This window comes from Pantoea sp. Cr_R13 (assembly GCF_029222565.1).
In the GTDB taxonomy this organism is placed as follows: Bacteria; Pseudomonadota; Gammaproteobacteria; order Enterobacterales; family Enterobacteriaceae; genus Pantoea; species Pantoea eucalypti.
The window spans coordinates 212365-228885 of record NZ_JARHXL010000019.1; the positions used below are offsets into that span (position 1 = coordinate 212365).

Sequence of the window (16521 nt, forward strand, 5' to 3'; positions counted from 1 at the left end):
GTCACATTGGAATAAGAAAATGGTGCGATTCCGCCACATATAACGTGACTAAAATCGCAAATTACACTAGTTGAGGACGATTATACGCCAGCGGGTGCAATGTTACTATTATCACATTTTAGCGCAAGGGGTAGCGTTCAGGCGAAAGGCGGACAGTCAGTTACGCAGCGCCGGGAAAGCGGGATCGAGCTGAAACAGCTGCTGACTGTTGCGCCATAGCGCATCGGCAATCTCTTCAGGTGACTCATTGCGCAGGCTGCAGAGCACTTCCCACACCTGACGCGCCCGCTCCGGACGGTTTGGCTGGCCCTGAAACCCCTGCAGCGGCATATCGGGTGCATCGGTTTCCAGCAAAAGCGAAGAGAGCGGCAGTTGCGCCACGGTCTGACGGGTCTTGCTGGCGCGTTCATAGGTAATGGTTCCGCCAACGCCAATCGCATAACCCAGCTTAATAAAGGCCTGCGCCTGTTGCAGGCTGCCAGCGAAACCGTGCACCACGCCACGGCGCGGCAGATCGTGACGACGCAGAATCTGTGCCAACTTGTCATGGGTCCGGCGCGAATGCAGGATCACCGGCAACGCATAACGTTTTGCCAGCTTAAGCTGTGATTCAAGAAAGCGCTGCTGCTTATCAAACTGCGGATCGTCGCGATAGAGATCCAGCCCGATCTCACCGATCGCCACCAGTTTACGCGGCCGCTGTTGCAGTAAGGTTTCCAGCTGATCGAGATGGGCGTCCTGGTGATGTTCGATGACAATCGGATGCAGGCCCAACGCCGCGTACAGCGGCGGATGTGCTGCGGCCAGCGCACAGACCCGTTCAAAACGGCTGGCATCAATCGCCGGGATGATGATCTTCTCCACGCCCGCCTCAGCGGCGCGCGCCAGACTGGCGGCGATATCCCCTTCGAACGGTGGAAAGTCGAAGTGACAGTGCGTGTCGATAAACCTCATGCCAGCGATCCTTTGTCGTAATCCGCATCATTGTCCGCCAGCGGAGGTGTGATGATCAACCGGGTATCGGGCGCATTGGCGACCGGCGCAGGCGGCGTAACAACCCGCGCTGAGACCATCGGTTCTGCATCACTCAGCCACTGGCCCAGCGTAGCGAGGAAATAGCGACCGCAGCGACGCCCAAGATGGTAATCCTGATTCAGTGCCGCGATGCTGCTGCCCAACGCACTGCTGGCCAGTACGTGGGGCGGGAAAATTTCAATGATGCGCAAATCATCGGGGGGATTCTCAATAAACTGCTGAATTTCCCGATAGCTCTGCTCATGCTTATTCAGCACGTTAATCATCGGCTGCAGCGCGCCGGTGCTGAGCCAGCGCTCCATGCGCTTAAACCATTTCGGGGTATAGAACATCTGCGACGGCACGGTGCGGATCACCACAATCGTATCGGCCCCGCGTCGGGCGGCTTCACGCACCGGAATGGCATCGCTGATGCCGCCATCGTGATAACTAATCCCTTCCAGATTGACGCCCAGCCGGTAAAAACCGGGAATGGCACTGGAGGCTTTAATCAGATCCAGCCAGTTATCCGCCGTGGGATTGAAATAACCGGGCGTATAGTCATCACTGCGGCAGGCGCACATATAGAACTCGCGGCCGCTGGAGAACAACGGTTCCGCACTGCTCATCGCCAGCGGGAATTCACTGCGGGTGATATCGATCAGCCAGTCGAGATCGATCAGATTGCCCCCACGCACAAAGCGCAGCGGATCAAAAAAGAGTTTACTGGTTGTGTAGCGGGTAATGACACGACGGGCATAGCCATGCTGGCCACAGACAAACGCTGAGAGATTTTGCGCACCGGCAGAGGTGCCGAGCATCAGATGAAAGGGATTAAATCGGGCGCGCTGGAATTCGTCTAAAACGCCTGCGGTGAAAATGCCGCGCTGACCGCCGCCTTCACACACCAACGCAATTTTCTGAGATTTAAAGGGTGTCAGGGCCAGAGGTTCAATGGCGCCGAGTGTAACAGGAATGCGTATACCCACTGTGCGAACCTCAAAAAGGGTTCCGGGTATGCTGGAGGATCGATCCGTTTATGACGGCAGCATGCCGGAGAACCAGTCAACTATTCCTTTAACCGGCAGGCCAGCGGTGCTGGCTTACCTTGCAGCGATGTGAAAGTGTCCCTCTCTTCACGTCAGTCGCTACAGATGACTGGTCTCCGCTCTATGCTTTGCGTTGCATTAGACTGCAGAACTCATCGGCTAAAGCTTTTTACGGCCAGTAAACAGGCTGATGAGGAACAGGATAATACCAACGACGAAGACAACTTTAGCTGCCCATGCTGCTGTGCCCGCTAAACCGCCAAAACCTAATGCTGCAGCGATCAGTGCGATCACCAGAAAAATAATGCCCCAACGAAACATAAGCCTCTCCTTACCCTATTTAAAAATCGAACTGCTTAGTTTATCCCCGGATGGGTATCTTTTATTCGTGTGGCCACCTGAGCGGCCACACGTTAGCTATTAAGATTTAACCGTCAGGTCATTCTTAACGCTTTTCACGCCTTCAATGGCTTTAGCGATGCTTTCTGCACGATCTGACTGTGCCTGATTAGCAACATGCCCTGAAAGCTGAACAACACCGTCGGTAGTTTCAACTTTTACGTTGCGCGACGGAACAATGTCATCTGCTAATAGCTTAGCTTTAATTTCGCTGGTCGTTGCGGCATCACCGGCATAACCTTTCACTGAAGATGATTTGCTGTCTCTGACGTGTAGTTTGTCGCTGACGGATTTAACACCTTCGATTTTCTGCACCACAGCGACCGCTTTTTCAGCCTGGTCCTGTGAGGTGACGAAACCGCTTAAGGTCACGACGCCGCTATGCGTTTTTACCGATATATCCGTGCTTTTAATTGCGTCGTCATCTACCAGCGCTGCTTTAGCTTTGGCAGTGATGCCGCTGTCATCCATAAAACCATCGACTTTTTTCATAGAACTATCGATTTTCGAACCCGCGCTGTCGGCTGTCTGTGACGCTTTCTGCGACATTGATTCGTCAGCCAGTGCGCTGCCGCTGATCAGTGCTGAGCCAATCATGGCGGCCATCAGGGTTTTAGCAATCTTAGTCTTGTTCATCGATATCTTCCTTCTATCAGTTAACTCACCCAAAACTGTGGGCGAAACAGAGGCAACTAAGGCCGCTGCGTAACAGGACGTAAGGACAAGAGAAGTCTCTTCCGCCGTCCGATAGAGTAATCATAGACGGCATTTTGCAATTTGCCTGGCTAACTGGTTGATCACACGTCAAAACAGAAGGAAAACAGGGTTTTTAGGAGGAGTCTGGAAGGGTGAAAACAGGGCCATTCCCAGCTGGAATGGCCCGGAAACAGGCGATTAGTGCTCGCGCGTTTTGCGGAAACGGACGTCAGGATAACGTTCCTGAGTAATATTAAGATTAACCATGGTTGGTGCGATATAAGTCAAATTATCACCGCCATCAAGCGCCAGGTTAACTTCATTCTTACGCTGGAAATCATCAAACTTTTTAGCATCGTCGCATTCAACCCAGCGCGCCGTTGAGACGTTAATCGCTTCGTAAATGGCTTCAACGTTATATTCGCTTTTCAGACGTGCCACTACCACATCGAACTGCAGTACCCCGACCGCGCCAACGATCAGATCGTTGTTATGCACCGGACGGAACACCTGCACGGCACCCTCCTCCGACAGCTGAACCAGCCCTTTCAGCAGCTGTTTCTGCTTCAGCGGATCGCGCAGACGAATACGACGGAACAGTTCTGGCGCGAAGTTCGGAATACCGGTGAACTTCATGTTTTCACCCTGCGTGAAGGTGTCGCCAATCTGAATCGTGCCGTGGTTGTGCAGACCAATGATATCGCCGGGATAGGCTTCCTCAACGTGTGAACGGTCGCCCGCCATAAAGGTCAGGGCGTCTGAGATCACCACATCTTTGCCGGTACGCACCTGACGCAGCTTCATCCCTTTTTCATATTTACCGGAGACCACACGCATAAAGGCCACACGGTCGCGGTGTTTCGGGTCCATATTGGCCTGGATCTTAAACACGAAGCCGCTGAACTTCTCTTCCTTCGCTTCGACCCTGCGGGTGTCGGTATCACGCGGCATCGGACGTGGCGCCCACTCAACCAGGCCGTCCAGCATATGGTCAACGCCAAAGTTACCCAGCGCGGTGCCGAAGAAGACAGGTGAGAGTTTGCCGCTCAGGAAAGCTTCCTGCTCAAATTCGTGCGAGGCACCCTGCACCAGCTCCAGCTCTTCACGCAGCTGTGCGGCCAGCTCTTCACCGACGGCGGTGTCGAGATCCGGATTATCCAGCCCCTTCACGATGCGGACATCCTGAATGGTGTGGCCTTTACCGGTCTGGTAGAGATAGGTCTCATCTTTGTAAAGGTGATAAACCCCTTTGAACAGCTTGCCGCAGCCGATAGGCCAGGTGATCGGTGCGCAGGCAATTTTCAGCTCGCTTTCCACCTCATCCAGCACTTCCATTGGATCGCGGATATCACGGTCAAGTTTGTTCATAAAGGTCAGGATCGGCGTATCGCGCAGACGGGTGACTTCCATCAGCTTACGGGTACGATCCTCGACGCCTTTCGCGGCATCAATCACCATCAGACAGCAGTCAACGGCGGTCAGCGTGCGATAGGTATCTTCCGAGAAGTCTTCGTGACCTGGGGTATCCAGCAGGTTTACCAGGCTATCACGGTAAGGGAACTGCATCACCGAGGTGGTAATGGAGATACCACGCTGTTTCTCCATCTCCATCCAGTCCGACTTGGCGTGCTGGTTAGAGCCACGGCCTTTTACGGTACCGGCGGTCTGGATAGCCTGTCCGAACAGCAACACTTTTTCGGTAATGGTGGTTTTACCGGCATCCGGGTGCGAAATGATCGCGAAGGTGCGGCGGCGTGCCACCTCTTCTAAAAAGGGATTAGACATGGAATTCTTCTCAATAGGCAGCGCAACGTACTGGCGCTGCTGATAAATCACGGTGGCCGGCAGAACCTTACCGGCGGGTAAACGGTGCCAAAAACGATCTTTTATCGTTGGCGGGTCAGCGCGACGTTACATTGGCGTGAAGTCCGGTTACCTGGTCAGCTTTAAGGCGGCATAGCATACAATATTTTGCGCGCCCGGCCTACAGGGAAGGGGGCAGGATTTCATGGGAGGGAAATCGGGGAACAGTGGATGCCGCAACAGGGCAGGACGGATCTGCATCCGCCCCGCCGCCATTATCCCAGCACCTTTCTGACACAGGCTTTAAAGATCTGCACGCCAATCTCCAGTGAGCTGAGATCAAAACGCATATCAGGATGATGCAGTCCTGGCGTCAGGTTGGTACCCAGCCCCCAGAAGCCCGCTTTCACACCCGGACGCTTCACCGGATAGTAGAAAAAGTCCTCGCTGCCCGGCGTGGTGCGGCTCGACAATGTGCCCTCTTCACCCAGCACCTCGACGATGGCGGCGCGGATCACCGCCGTTGCCTCATCATCAATTTCGGCGGCGGGCATCTCTTTCAGCACGCGGACCTCCGCGGTGGCACCCAGTGCCGCCACGCTATGAGTGATGGCACGCGTAACCTGCTCTTTCAGCAGCGTCATCGGACCGTTCTCCTGCGAACGCAGATCCCAGACTACGCGCGCTTCATCCGGCACCGAGTTGGTGACACCCGCATCGCACAGGAAGCGAGTCGCTTTGACGCTCCAGGTCAGGCCGGGCGAAAGATGGATAGCGTTAACCGCCTGCACTGCCTGTACGGCCGCATCCAGCGCATTCACACCCAGATGCGGACGCGCCGCATGGGCGGGCTGGCCTTTGATGGTGGCTTCGAGCGTGCTACAGGCAGAGTACATTACCGCAGGCACCGCCTGGCCGACGACACACTCCTCCAGCGGACGAAGGTGGAAGCCAAGAATCATCTCCACATCATCCAGAGCACCACCTTCGATCATTGCCAGCGCCCCGGCGCCCAGCTCCTCGGCGGGCTGGAACAGGATCTTCAGCCGGCCACGTTTCACCGTGCCCTCCTGCAGCAGCGCCGTCGCCGCCGTCAGCACGACCGATGAGTGACCGTCGTGACCGCAGGTGTGACGCGCGCACGGCACGCCATCAATGATGTGGCCCAGTGCATCCATATCTGCGCGCAGTGCCAGCACCGGACCCGGAACACCGCTGTCGATCTCCGCCACAATACCGGTGGTGTTATTGATGTTACGCGTTACCTTCAGGCCCGCTTTCTCCAACTGGTCCGCGATATAAGCCGAGGTTTTCACCTCCTGAAAACCCAGCTCCGGAATTTCATGCAAATAGTGGTAATGCTCTAAAACCTCAGACACAGCTTTACTCCTGAATAAACAGACGCATAACAGACATTGCGATCAGCGCGTTAATGATGCTCACCAGCATCAGCAGCGGCCAGTATTTTTTGGGCACATCAGCCACGCCCAGCAGCCGTCCCATATATTGCAGTTGCGATCCCATCAGGAAAATTGCCGGGGCCAGAATCGTAATATCCGCACCGGTCAGCAGTCCTTTGGTCAGCAGGCTGACCGCGACACCCGTGCCTGCCGACGACGAGAGCCACGCGGTGAGCAGCACAGTAATCGCCTCACCCGGCAGACCAAACAGCCCCATCACCGGCGCAAAAACATGCCCGAGAAACTGCATGATGCCGAGCAGATTCAGCACCTCAGCCAGCACATACGCCATCACCACATTCGGCATCAGATTATGAATGGCGATGTGAAAGCCTTTACGCGCGCCAGTTACAAACACATCAAAGGGATTACTGCTGGTTGCGATTTTATTTTCCATCAGCGAAATCCTTCTTATAAACACTGTTTAACACAGCGCGCGTTATCGCCGCACCGACAAATTTAAGAACAAACATTAATAACAGCGGAATAATAATCGGCAGGGTCATGGAGGCGAACAGCGCTGAACCGATGGCGAAGTAATTATTGATTAACCCGGCACCGGAATATTGCCAGGCACTCATGACGACCACCTCTTTTTTGCTGATCTGCTTTTGATCAGCCATCTCTTTGGTTAATGCCGCGCCCGCATCTGTGCTTTGCAGGTCGGTGATTAACGCCAGACCGCAATGGCCAGGTAATCCCATCAGCGGTTTAAGTAAAGGGGTCAGCAACCGGTGCGCTGCGCGAATCGCGCCATAGTGGGTGAAGATTTCCAGCACGCCCAGCGCCAGCATCACCGTGGGCGTCAGCGACAGCGCAAACAGGAAACCCGCTTTGGCGCTGAGTCCGCCTGCGCCCAGAAAGGTGTTACTGGCGGGATCTTTCATGGTACCAAAGCTGCCGCCCAGGGTGGTGAAGTCGAACGCACCCAACCATGAAAGGCCGTCGACGTGATAAAACAGCCCTGAAAAAAACAGAATGGCAAAAATTAACGACACATAACTGCCTTTGGTCGCCGTCATTTTCACCGGATTAACCACACTCTCGTCTGACATTTCTTTCTCCTGATAACTGCCTTGCCGCAAGTTCCCTGGCATTGCAAATTTCAACGTTGGGAAGTGAGTTTCAAGCAGGATTTATGCCAGAGCAGTTGTGAATATGATTATTACTGACTCGTCTGTCGCGATGGGACGTTTTATTCATACCGGCTATATACTTTTCTCCGGAATAACGTTGTCATACCGCAACGTTATATTTTCGGGTCGTCATCAGAATGCGGTTATTTGACCTGTTGCTGCAGCGCCTGCACCAGCATGAACACCCCCGGTCGCACTATCATGGTGCTGATTACCCTGAATTAATTGGCCGGCAAAGTATGATGCAGGATGAGAATTGGTCGCATTCAATTTCCGAAATAATTCTATTTAAATCAATCAGATAAAATAGCTTATTTTGCCGAAAAGGCTTCACATTACGTACATGTTTGATGCATAATTCACCGACTTTACATCTGTATTTAACATCTTCTTAAAAGGACTCGGCCATGCTGACTGCTGAAATGACTGGGCGTTTAAACGACCAGCTGAACCTGGAATTTTTCTCTGCCAATCTTTATCTGCAAATGAGCGCCTGGTGCAGCGACAAAGGCTTTGAGGGTGCCGCTTCCTTCCTGAAGATGCATTCACGCGAAGAGATGCAGCACATGCAGCGTCTGTTTGACTACCTGAGCGATACCGGCGGCATGCCGGTGCTGGGCACCATTGCCGCACCACCCGTCGCCTTTACCTCGCTGAATGAAATTCTGCAGCAGGCGCTGGAGCATGAGCAGCTTATCACCAGCAAAATCAATGAGCTGGCCCACGCTGCCATGACTTCACAGGACTACTCTACTTTCAACTTCCTGCAGTGGTATGTGGCTGAGCAGCACGAAGAAGAGAAGCTGTTCAAAACTGTGCTGGATAAACTGGCGCTGGTCAGCAACAGCGGCAACGGTCTGTTCCTGGTCGATAAAGATCTGGGCCGCATGAGCACTGAGAATCACGCAGAATAATATTTATCGGCCCCTTTTCGGGGCCGATCTTATTTCCGTCTTGCTGACACTACTGCACCGCTATTCCAGCCGGTAACTTGCCGCTTTCTCGCCATTCACCCACAGCTCACGACGTTCACCTTCAGGCAATAACAGCGCGATCTCGCGCCAGGCGGGCTGGTAATCGCCGCGTTTTTCCACCGTCAGGTCGATTCGGGTGGCGCTGCTGCACAATGTCCAGCTCAGCCACAGTGCATTGCCCTGCTGCCAGCCATGGCTCTCGCCATCATCATCAAACATTTCGCCCTGAGTAGTTATGCCTTCTGGCGCTGGCCACAGTTGCCACTGCCGTACCGTGTCGCGGCGGGCATCCGTCGTGGTTTCACACTCGCCCAGTGGGATGATCGCACCAGCCCGCACCAGCAATGGCAGCCGATCCAGCGGTGCATCCAGCGTGATGGTTTCGCCGCCCGCAAACGCTTTGCCGCTGTGCCAGTCATACCAGCCCCCACGGTTACGCGGCAAATAGACATCGCGGCTACGCGCGCCCTGCTCTACGACGCTGGCAACCAGCAGATCGCGACCCAGCATAAAGTCATCACACTCCTGATAAGTCTGCGGGTCCTGTTCATGATCGAGGAAGGTCGGGCGCAGCATTGGCTCATCTTCTTCGCTGGCCTGCCACGCCAGATTGTAAAGGTAAGGCATCAGCCGATAACGCAGGCGGATGGCCTCGCGGATCATCGGTGTCACTTCCGGGTACATCCACGGCTCGTTCACCGTGTGATCGTCATTCCATGAATGGATGGTAAAGCGTGGATGCATCACGCCATTCTGAACCCAGCGTACAAACAGCTCGGCATCCGGCTTATCGCCAGAGAAGCCGCCGACATCGTGTCCGACGTTAAACAGCCCGGACAGGCTCATGCCCAGCCCCATGCGGATGTTGTAGCGCAAAGTCTGCCAGCTGGTGCGATTATCGCCGCTCCAGGTCTGCACATAGCGCTGCATTCCGGCACAGCCGGAACGGGAGATCAGATAAGGGCGTTTGTCTGGCGCAAACTGCTGCTGCGCTTCCATCGAGGCGCGCATCATCAGCAACGGCATTACCGGACGGATATGCTTGATAGCGATCGGCTGACCGAAACCGTGACAACGCGCTTCGCCATCCCACACCTCATATTCGTTGTTGTCGTTCCAGGTGGAATCGATGCCCTTTTCCAGCAGTTGTTGAGTCACATTCTCCTGCCACCAGCGCACCGCCTGCGGATGGGTGAAATCAAGGTGCGATCCCTCATCATCCCAGAACACCGATCGCTCCGGGCGATCCTGCTCAGAGTCACGAATAAACAGTCCCTGTGCCGCCACTTCCTGATAACGCGGATGATCCTGCAGCAGACAGGGCTTGATGTTGGCCGCCAGCTTCATGCCGGCACGGTGAAACGCGTCGCTCAGCGCATTAGGATTCGGGACTTTGTCGTAGTTCCAGTTGAAGACGTAACGCTTGTTATTAATCGAGGTGTAACCGGATGAGAGCTGGAACGAGTCGCAGGGAATCTCATGCTCGCGACACAGACGGATAAAGGATTGCAGCTGCTGCTGTGCGTCCGGCGCGTCGGTGTAATGCATGGTTGAACCGCTGTAACCCAGGCTCCACTTCGGCTGAAACAGCGTGCGTCCGGTCAGGCGTACAAACGCTTTGGTCACGTCGAGCAGCGTCGGGCCGAGCATCATGTAGTAATCGAGATCGCCCGCCTCGGCGCGGTAGCGGCGATAAGGCAGATGGTAGTTATCCAGCTCATTCCCCAGATCGAGCCAGCTGCTGCTGAGGTTGTCATAGAACAGGCCGAAGCTGACGCCATCGCGCTGCGTCAGGGTAAACGGAATATGTTTGTAGAGCGGATCGGTACTGGCGGCGTTGTAGCCCATGGCATCAAGATTACGCATCTCAAAGCGACGGTTAACGCGGTTCAGGTCGCCACTCTTCTCACCCAGACCATACACCCGATCCTGCGGCTGACGACGCTGATAGTGCTCGACCCCGTCGCCGTGTGCATTTAGCAGATAAGCGCCGGTGTGCCGATCGGCTGTCAGGGGCTGCCAGCTCTCGCCATCAAACTGCTCCCAGCTCAGGCAGAGCGGCTGATGCACAGTGACGCGCAGCTGTTGAGTGCTGAGACGCAGTTGCTGCGCATCGTGCTCCACCTGAAACGTCGGTAACGTAAAACCATCCAGCGCCTCGCGGTCACGTCCTTCCCAGGGCACGTCCTGACCGGGCGCAATACTCCAGGTGCGGTTCAGCGCCAGCTCACCGTCGCGTTTCAGCAGCACACGCATCAGCTTCTCTTCCAGCACATAAAGCCGCAGGAAATGACGATCGTCGACCTTGAGCTCAACAAAATGATCGGCCTGCTGATGCAGCGTCCAGTTCTTCAGGGTTTTCATCGCGATATCCTTATGGGTTAGCAGGGCGCTGGCGGCGTTCGGCGATCAGCATCACCAGGAAAACGGCACCAATCAGGTCAAAGAAGCCCATCGCCACAAACAGCGGATTAAAGCCGATGGTATCGGCGGTGACACCGATAATCAGCGAGAAGATAAAACTGGCGATCCAGGCGCAGGAGCCGCGCATGCCGTTGACAGTGGCCATCTGGCGGCGATCGAAACGCTCGACCACCAGCGCACTCAGCATGCAGGAGATCACCTGATGACCAAAGCCACCAACGGAAATCAGGGCAATCGCCAGCCAGGGATCTTTCACCAGCGTCATCAACGCCAGCGAAACCATCAGCAGGGCGCCGGTCACCGAACTGGCGACGATCGAGTTGACGCGGGTCATGCCAAACCAGCGCACATAGATTTTGGTCAGATAACCGCTGGCGACGCTGCCGAGGTCGGCAGCCAGGAATGGCAGCCAGGCGAACATCACGATCTGCTTGAGATCCATGCCGCGCTCATTGGCCAGATAGAGTGGCACCCAGAAGCTCAGCACCGCCCAGGCCGGTTCGGCCAGAAACGCAGGAATCGCGATGCCGTAGAATTTCTTCTCTTTGCCAATCACTTTCAGCGCGGTGAAGAACGGCAGTTTTTCACCGATGGCTTCATTATCCTGATTAATAAAGGCACGTTCCTCATCTGAAAGACGAGGATGGCTCTCCGGCGAGTGATAGCCCCACCACCAGAGTCCCACCCACAGCAGGCCCAGGCCGCCGGTCAGCAGAAACGCGCCCTGCCAGCCAAAAGTAATATGCGCGACATAGATAATCGGGGGAGCCAGCATGGCACCAATCGAAAAGCCGACGCCCGCCCAGCCCGCCGCAACCGGGCGCTCCTTTTTGGGAAACCAGTCACCAATCGCTTTGGCGTTAGCCGGTGTGGCCGCCGCTTCCGACGCACCCATGACGAAACGCAGCAGTGCCAGATGCAGCCAGCTTCCCGCACCGGCGTGCAGCAGACAGGTCACCGACCAGATAAGCGCGCAAATCAGGAACCCCATCTTCAGTCCGATCACATCGATCAGCCAGCCGCAAACAGGCTGAAACAGGGTGTAAGCCAGCTGAAACGCAGCGACCACCCAGGAGTACTGCTCGGTACTCATATGCAGACTGTTTTTCAGTTCAGGTGCCAGAATGCCGAGCGAGTTGCGGGTGATGTAGTTGACGGTCACACCCAGCAGGAACATTCCCAGCATCCACCAGCGTAAATTTTTAATCACGCGCACCGTGCGTGAGGCACTGATGGGTTTCGTTGTTGATTCGAGGCTCATTGTGCCACTCCTGATTACCATTGATGACGCACACCGCCAGCTGGCGTACCGCGTGTCCTTTTCACGAACTTAGAAAAGTGCGAAACGTGGGTACAGCCACTTTTTTGCAACGATTTTCATGGCAGGCTTTAACCCGACAGAAATGGGCACTGAAACGCTTATCTGACGCGATTCAGCAGACTATGAAAAATTTTTCATTAGCAGATTTGAAGGCGATCACAGAATGAAAAAAAGGCTGAAAGTGGGTGAAATTGCAGCACTGAGCGGCGTCTCGATCAGCACGGTGTCGCGTGTACTGGCGGGTAAAGCTAATACCCGGCCCGCCACCCGCGATAAAGTGCTGGCCGTGGCGCAGCAGCAGGGCGTGCTGACCAACCTGCATAGCGGTCGCCTGTTGCTGAATAACCTGATGGTCTTTGCCCCGCCCCGCGCCTTCGACGTGCGCAGTGATATTTTTTATTACAAGGTCATTCAGGGGATCAGTCAGGCGGTGGAGCCGCATGAAGTGCGGCTGCGCTACTGCCCACTGGAAGAGGTGGAAAGTGATGCGGCGCTGTTTATCGATAAGATGCAGCAGACCGAAGCGGCGCTGCTGATTGGCATTGATGATGAGCATATTCATCAGCTGGCGGCAGAGATGAACAAACCCTGCGTGCTGATTAACGCCCGCGATCGTCGTATGCGCCTGCCCTCGGTCTCGCCGCATCATCAGCTGATCGGAGAGTTTTCAGCGCGTTATCTGTTTGAGCAGGGACACCGGCAAATTCTCTCGCTGCACTGCCTGCGCCGCTACACCATGGAGCAGCGGCTTCAGGGCGTCCGGGATGCCTGGCACGCCATGAACCTGCGCTTTGACAGTCGTCAGCATCTGCTGACCCTCAACAGTTTCAGCAGCAATGAGGCAGCGGAACGGCTGGGTGAATATCTGCGCCATTGTCCTGATGCGCTGCGCCCTACGGCGATTCTCGCCAGCGGCGATTACATTGCAGCAGGTGCCGTCACGGCCCTGGAGCAGGCTGGTTTACGGGTACCGCAGGATATTTCGGTGATGAGTATGGATGGGTTTAACCTGGCCGCTATCCACGATATTCCGCTGACCTCGGTGCAGGTGCCGCGTGATGAGCTGGGTGCGGCGGCAGTGAGAATGCTGCAGGAGATGCGGCTGAATCCCGGTACGCCGACCGGCAGTCTGCTACTGAATGGCAGGCTGGTGGTGCGTGAGTCGGTGCGACGCATCCGCGATAATCTCAGCCATGCGCCGGTCCAGCAGCATGGCCTTTATGATTGATTCAGCATTGATTATCCCAGCGTCGACTCATTTCGCGCGGGTCAACCCAGCGTTTTCAGCCGCAGTTCCGATGGCTGAGGCCGTCCAAACAGGAAGCCCTGGAACAGCGTACAGCCTTCGTCGCGCAGCTTAGCAAACTGCTCATCGCTCTCTACCCCTTCGGCGGTGATCTGGATATCCAGACTGCGGCTCATGCCGGTGATGGCGCGGATAATCGCCAGCGCCTCGCGACTGTCGCCCATATCGTTGATAAACGATTTGTCGATTTTAATTTTGTCGAACGGGAAAGATCGCAGATAGCTCAGCGACGAATAGCCGGTGCCGAAATCATCCAGCGCAATCTGTACGCCCAGCGCCTTGAGATTTTGCAGCGTCCGGATGTTTCCCAGTGAGTCATCCAGCAGCACCGATTCGGTAATCTCGACTTCCAGCCGCGCCGGATCAAGACCCGACTCCTTCAGCGCACCTTCCACCACCGGCACCAGCGAGCTGTTTTTAAACTGCAGCGGAGAGAGGTTGACCGAAACCGACTGCTCCCCTTCCCAGCTCGCCGCTTCACGACAGGCTTCATAGAGTGCAAACGCCCCCAGCATATGAATCAGGCCGGTCTCTTCTGCAATCGGGATGAAGTCATTAGGCATGATCAAGCCACGAATCGGATGATGCCAGCGCATCAGCGCCTCGTAGCCAATAATGGTGTGATGATCGCCGTTGGTGATGGGCTGATAGTAGAGTCGAAGGTGTCCGCCGCTGATCGCATCACGCAGATCGTTTTCAATCAGGCGCCGACTGCGCGCCACATCGTCCATCTCCAGCGTGAAGTGCTCATAGCGGTTGCGACCGTTGCGCTTGGCTTCATACAGCGCCATGTCAGCACAGCGCAGCAGCTGCTCCGGCGTGTTAGTGATGGTGGTGCTAAGCGCAATGCCCACGCTCAGCCCCACCGACAGATTATGGCCTTCAATGTTAACCGGTGGACGAATCGCCTCGATCAGCCGCTGCGCCACAGTGCTCGCCTCATCATTACCGGCGACGTGAGGCAGCACAATGGCGAACTCATCGCCACCAATACGCGCCAGCGTATCCTGATCACGCAGCGCGTTGCGCAGACGCTTAGCCACGCTGCGCAACAGCTCATCGCCAATCTGGTGACCCAGCGCATCGTTCACATTTTTAAAGTTATCAAGGTCAAGGCAGAGCGCAGCAGTCTGGCGTTGCATCTGTCCAGCGGTGCGTAAGGCTTCGCTCAGACGCTGGCGGAACAAAATGCGGTTAGGCAGGCTGGTAAGGTTGTCATGATGCGCCATATGGTGAATTCGGGCATCGGCTGCGCGCTGGTCAGTGACATCTTCCACTAACAGCATTAAGTAGTTACGACGTGCATCCTGACCATTAATCGCGGTCGCGCGGGTATGCAGGATACGCTCGCCGCTGGCGGTCATCAGCAGTTGCTCACGCTCATGCATGCCCTCACTGCGCAGCGCAACATCGGCCAGATTATTAAAGTAGTCACTGAGTTCAGGCGACATGCATTCGTGCGGGCGCTTGTTGACGATCAGCGATTTCGACAGGCCGAACAGCTGCTGAGTGCGGTCGTTAACCAGCAGAATTTCACGTGTGATCGCATCTTCCACAATCACGCAGGAGGGGATGTTCGCGATGATGTTATCGAGAAATTTGGACAGCGCGGTTTTCTGAGTGCTCTGAGCTTCAGCCAGATCGCGGGCGCGCAGAATCTGCTGCTCCTGCTCACGGCGTTCGGTGCGATCACGCGTGATTTTGGCGAAACCGATCAGCTTACCGTGATCATCGTGGATGGCGTCGATCACCACATGCGCCCAGAAAGCGCTGCCATCTTTGCGGTAACGCCAGCCCTCATCTTCAAAGCGGCCAGTTTTGAGCGCGATACCGAGGTTGGCTTCCGGCGTCCGGTTCAGCCGCTCATGGGAACTGTAGAACAGTGAGAAGTGCTGACCGACCACTTCTTCTGCCTTATACCCTTTGGCGCGCTCGGCACCGGCATTCCAGTTCACCACCACACCATCGACGTCGAGCATATAGATGGCGTAATCAGTGACGCCCTCTACCAGCAGACGGAAACGCTGCTCCTGCTCCCGCTGCTCACTGCGAATGCGCTGCTGTTCGGTGCAGTCACGGGTGATTTTGGCGTAGCCCAACAACTGTCCCTGATCGTCGCGGATCGTGTCGATCACGACGTGCGCCCAGAAGGCGCTGCCATCTTTGCGATAGCGCCAGCCCTCATCCTCAAAACGGCCGGTGCGATACGCGGTTTGCAGGTTCTGCTCCGGGACATGGTTCAGCCGATCCTGCGCGCTGTAAAAGCGGGAGAAATGCTGACCAACGATCTCTTCCGCCACATAGCCTTTGGCCCGCTGTGCACCCGCGTTCCAGTTCACCACGTTGCCGTCATGATCGAGCATGTAGATGGCGTAATCGGTGACGCCTTCCACCAGCAGACGGAAGCGCGACTCCTGCTCCCGCTCTTTGTGTTGCTGCTCCTGCTGCCGGGTACAGTCACGGCAGATAGCGGCAAATCCGACCAGCCGGGCCACTTCATTGCGGATCGGATAGATCACCACATGCGCCCAGAAGGTGCTGCCATCTTTACGACAGCGCCAGCCTTCGGTTTCAAACCGTCCGGCGTTCGCCGCAATATCGAGTTCACGCTGCAGCTGACCGCGACGACGATCCTCTTCGTTGTAAAACAGGGTGGCGTGCTGACCAATAATTTCGTCTGGCCTGTAACCCAGGACGTGCAGGCCTCCGCCGTTCCAGCTGGCGACGGTTCCGTCCGGTTTAAGCATGGTGATCGCATAATCGATCACGCTTTGTACCAGCATGCGATAGATGACATCAGAGTTATTATCCATTGTTATTTGCCTGCTGCTCGATAGCCGGGTAGTGGCTTAGGAATGTTCTTAATAAACTGGCCGAGACTAAAGCGGAAAAGGTCTGCAAACACAAGCGCATTAAGAAGAATAACTAATATTAGCAGG

Annotated in this window: 13 protein-coding genes; 2 read left to right on the forward strand and 11 right to left on the reverse strand. The window is 55.5% G+C overall.

All coding sequences use genetic code 11. The annotated features are described in order from the left end of the window. Positions 1 to 156: 156 nt before the first annotated feature. The 8 genes from P2R09_RS20525 to P2R09_RS20560 all read right to left on the reverse strand — a co-directional run bounded on the left by P2R09_RS20525 (position 157) and on the right by P2R09_RS20560 (position 7476). Entirely contained in the window at positions 157 to 954 is a 798-nt protein-coding gene (locus tag P2R09_RS20525; protein ID WP_275772410.1) for a TatD family hydrolase, read from the reverse strand. After that, positions 951 to 2003 carry a patatin family protein gene (locus P2R09_RS20530; RefSeq protein WP_008925707.1) on the reverse strand — a complete coding sequence of 351 codons (1053 nt, stop codon included), beginning with the start codon at positions 2001 to 2003 and terminating at the stop codon, positions 951 to 953. The genes P2R09_RS20525 and P2R09_RS20530 overlap by 4 nt, the downstream gene beginning before the upstream one ends. Before the next feature lie 219 nt (positions 2004 to 2222). Then, positions 2223 to 2384: a DUF1328 domain-containing protein gene (locus P2R09_RS20535; protein ID WP_003848537.1), complete on the reverse strand. Its 162-nt coding sequence runs from the start codon at positions 2382 to 2384 to the stop codon at positions 2223 to 2225. Positions 2385 to 2483: 99 nt separating this feature from the next. Continuing rightward, the gene (gene osmY, locus P2R09_RS20540; RefSeq protein ID WP_275772413.1) at positions 2484 to 3098 is read right to left on the reverse strand and encodes a molecular chaperone OsmY; all 615 of its coding nucleotides are present in this window, start codon (positions 3096 to 3098) and stop codon (positions 2484 to 2486) included. A 258-nt stretch (positions 3099 to 3356) separates the two neighbouring features. Beyond that, complete coding sequence (gene prfC / locus P2R09_RS20545) at positions 3357 to 4943, reverse strand: peptide chain release factor 3 (RefSeq protein WP_105099925.1); 1587 nt, start codon at positions 4941 to 4943, stop codon at positions 3357 to 3359. Between the two features lie 293 nt (positions 4944 to 5236). Continuing rightward, entirely contained in the window at positions 5237 to 6340 is a 1104-nt protein-coding gene (locus tag P2R09_RS20550) for a M20 peptidase aminoacylase family protein (RefSeq protein ID WP_275772416.1), read from the reverse strand. A 4-nt stretch (positions 6341 to 6344) separates the two neighbouring features. Continuing rightward, on the reverse strand, positions 6345 to 6818 hold the full coding sequence (locus tag P2R09_RS20555; protein WP_003848518.1) for a YjiG family protein: 474 nt from the start codon (positions 6816 to 6818) through the stop codon (positions 6345 to 6347). Next, positions 6808 to 7476: a nucleoside recognition domain-containing protein gene (locus P2R09_RS20560; RefSeq protein WP_275772418.1), complete on the reverse strand. Its 669-nt coding sequence runs from the start codon at positions 7474 to 7476 to the stop codon at positions 6808 to 6810. The genes P2R09_RS20555 and P2R09_RS20560 overlap by 11 nt, the downstream gene beginning before the upstream one ends. A 488-nt stretch (positions 7477 to 7964) precedes the next feature. On the opposite strand from P2R09_RS20560, the gene ftnA reads away from it, so the two are divergent. Continuing rightward, positions 7965 to 8471: a non-heme ferritin gene (ftnA, locus tag P2R09_RS20565; protein WP_003848509.1), complete on the forward strand. Its 507-nt coding sequence runs from the start codon at positions 7965 to 7967 to the stop codon at positions 8469 to 8471. A 60-nt stretch (positions 8472 to 8531) separates the two neighbouring features. Here the strand turns inward: ftnA and P2R09_RS20570 are convergent, their stop codons facing one another. Next, on the reverse strand, positions 8532 to 10895 hold the full coding sequence (locus tag P2R09_RS20570; RefSeq protein ID WP_275772420.1) for a glycoside hydrolase family 31 protein: 2364 nt from the start codon (positions 10893 to 10895) through the stop codon (positions 8532 to 8534). Positions 10896 to 10905: 10 nt separating this feature from the next. Next, positions 10906 to 12216: an MFS transporter gene (locus P2R09_RS20575; protein WP_003848505.1), complete on the reverse strand. Its 1311-nt coding sequence runs from the start codon at positions 12214 to 12216 to the stop codon at positions 10906 to 10908. Positions 12217 to 12439: 223 nt separating this feature from the next. Between P2R09_RS20575 and P2R09_RS20580 the strand changes: the two genes are divergently transcribed. Further along, positions 12440 to 13504 (forward strand): LacI family DNA-binding transcriptional regulator, encoded by a 1065-nt coding sequence (locus P2R09_RS20580; RefSeq protein ID WP_275772423.1) that lies wholly within the window; start codon positions 12440 to 12442, stop codon positions 13502 to 13504. 41 nt (positions 13505 to 13545) lie between these two features. Here P2R09_RS20580 and P2R09_RS20585 read toward each other — a convergent pair whose 3' ends face one another. Further along, positions 13546 to 16395 carry a bifunctional diguanylate cyclase/phosphodiesterase gene (locus P2R09_RS20585; RefSeq protein ID WP_275772425.1) on the reverse strand — a complete coding sequence of 950 codons (2850 nt, stop codon included), beginning with the start codon at positions 16393 to 16395 and terminating at the stop codon, positions 13546 to 13548. Positions 16396 to 16521 lie beyond the last annotated feature (126 nt).